General features: G+C 66.2%; 1 protein-coding gene. It reads left to right on the forward strand.

What is annotated here, in order from left to right:
- Positions 1-2386 (forward strand): condensation domain-containing protein (locus tag AU187_RS16410; RefSeq protein WP_156442365.1); only part of this gene is annotated, 2386 nt, incomplete at both ends.

The raw sequence follows: 2386 nt of genomic DNA on the forward strand, positions 1-2386 counted from the left end.
CCGGTGACAAGCGTCTGGTCGGCTACATCACCGGCAGCGCAGACCCGGGCGATATTCGCGCCCAGCTGTTGGATCGGTTGCCCGACTATCTGGTCCCGGCCACGGTGGTGCTACTCGACGCGCTGCCGCTGACCCCCAACGGCAAACTCGACACCCGCGCCCTGCCCGCACCCGAATACGCCGCCGGCGCATATCGCGCCCCCGCCAGCGCAATCGAAGACATCCTGGCCGGCATCTACGCCCAAGTACTCGGCCTACCACGCGTCGGAGTCGACGACTCCTTCTTCGACCTCGGCGGCGACAGCATCTCGGCGATGCGCCTGATCGCCGCGACCAACGCCTCGTTGAATGCCGGGCTGTCGGTACGCGCGGTGTTCGAAACACCCACAGTTGGCCAGTTGGCGCCGCGGATCGGTACGGGTTCGCACCAGCTGCCGCCGTTGCGGCCGGTGGAGCGACCGGCCGTGGTGCCGTTGTCATTTGCGCAGCAGAGGTTATGGTTCCTCGACCAGCTGCAGGGTCCGTCGCCGGTGTACAACTTGGCGGCGGCGTTGCGGTTGAGTGGGCGGCTCGACGTCGAGGCGTTGGGCGCAGCGCTGGCCGACGTGGTCGCCCGCCACGAGAGCCTGCGCACGCTGTTCGTCGCGCCCGAGGGAGTGCCCCAGCAGCTGGTCGTGCCGCCCGAGCGGGCTGATTGCCGTTGGAATGTCATTGAGGCCAGCGGCTGGTCGGCGGCCCAACTCGAGGAAGCCATCGGCGCGACGGTACGCCACACCTTCGACCTGACCACCGAAATCCCGCTGCGCGCAACCCTTTTCCAGGGCACTGACGACGAACACGTGCTGGTGACCGTCATGCACCATATCGCCGCCGACGGATGGTCGACGACGCCGTTGGTAGCTGATCTACGAGTGGCCTATGCCAGCCGGTGTGCCGGCCAGGCTCCCGAATGGCCGCCGCTACCGGTGCAGTACGTCGATTACACGTTGTGGCAGCGCGAATTTCTGGGCGATCTGGCGGACAGCGACAGCCCCATCACCGCGCAGTTGACTTACTGGGAGCAGGCGCTGGCCGGGCTGCCGGAGCGGCTGGAATTGCCCACCGATCGGCCCTACCCGGCGGTGGCCGATCACCGCGGCGCAAGTGTCGCCGTGGATTGGCCGGCCGAATTGCAGCAGACCGTGGCCCGGGTGGCCCGTGCACACAACGCGACCAGCTTCATGGTGGTCCAGGCCGGATTGGCGCTGCTGCTGGCCAAGCTCAGTGCGAGCCGCGACGTGGCGGTGGGCTTCGCCATCGCCGGACGCGGTGATCCCGCGCTCGACGAGTTGGTGGGATTCTTCGTCAACACCTTGGTGTTACGGGTCGAGTTCGCTGGGGATCCCACTGTCGCTGAACTGCTGGACCAGGTGCGTCAGCGCAGCCTCGCCGCCTACGAGCACCAGGACGTGCCCTTCGAGGTACTGGTGGAGCGGCTCAACCCCACCCGAAGCCTCACCCACCACCCCCTGTTTCAGGTGGCGGTGGCCTGGCAGAACTGGCAGCATGAGGATCCCACCGCCGGACTGACTTTGGGTGATTTGCAGGTCACGTCGATGCCGGTGCACACCCAGAGCGCCCGCTGGGATCTGGCCTTCTCATTGGCCGAACGGTGGACCGAAGCTGGTGAGCCCGCCGGGATCGGCGGAGCGGTGGAGTTTCGCACTGATGTGTTTGATGCGGCCAGTGTCGAGGCTGTGGTGGAGCGGTTGCGGCGGGTGTTGGTGGTGATGGCTGCTGATCCGGGGCGGTCGTTGTCGTCGGTGGATTTGCTTGACGAGTTCGAGCATGCCCGACTCGATGAGGTCGGTAATCGGGTGGTGTTGGGGCGGTCTGCGGCGCCGGTGTCGATTCTGGAGTTGTTCGACGTGTGGGTGCGGCGGGTTCCGGATGCGGTGGCGTTGTGTGGCGGGCAGCGTTCGTGGACGTATCACGAGCTTGATGAGGCTGCAAATCGGTTGGCGCACTTGTTGACTGCCGAAGGTGTGGGCGCGGGGGATTGCGTGGCCCTGTTGGTGGAGCGGTCGGCTGAGGCGGTCGTGGCGATTGTGGGGGTGCTCAAGGCGGGGGCGGCTTATGTGCCGATCGATCCGGCCCATCCCGAGGCGCGGATCGCGTTCGTGCTCGCTGATGCGGGGCCCAAGGTGGTGATCAGTACCGCTGATCTGGCCGGGCGGCTGGATGAGTGCGGTGTGGTGGTGATTGATGTTGATGATCCGCGTATTGGCAGTCAATCGAGTAGCCCGTTGCCGGTTCCTGCTGGCGGGGGGATCGCTTATCTGATTTACACCTCGGGCACTACTGGTACGCCCAAGGGGGTGGCGGTCACCCATGCCAATCTGAGCCC

Origin of the sequence: Mycobacterium sp. IS-1556 (genome assembly GCF_001499985.1) — a bacterium.
GTDB lineage: Bacteria > Actinomycetota > Actinomycetes > Mycobacteriales > Mycobacteriaceae > Mycobacterium.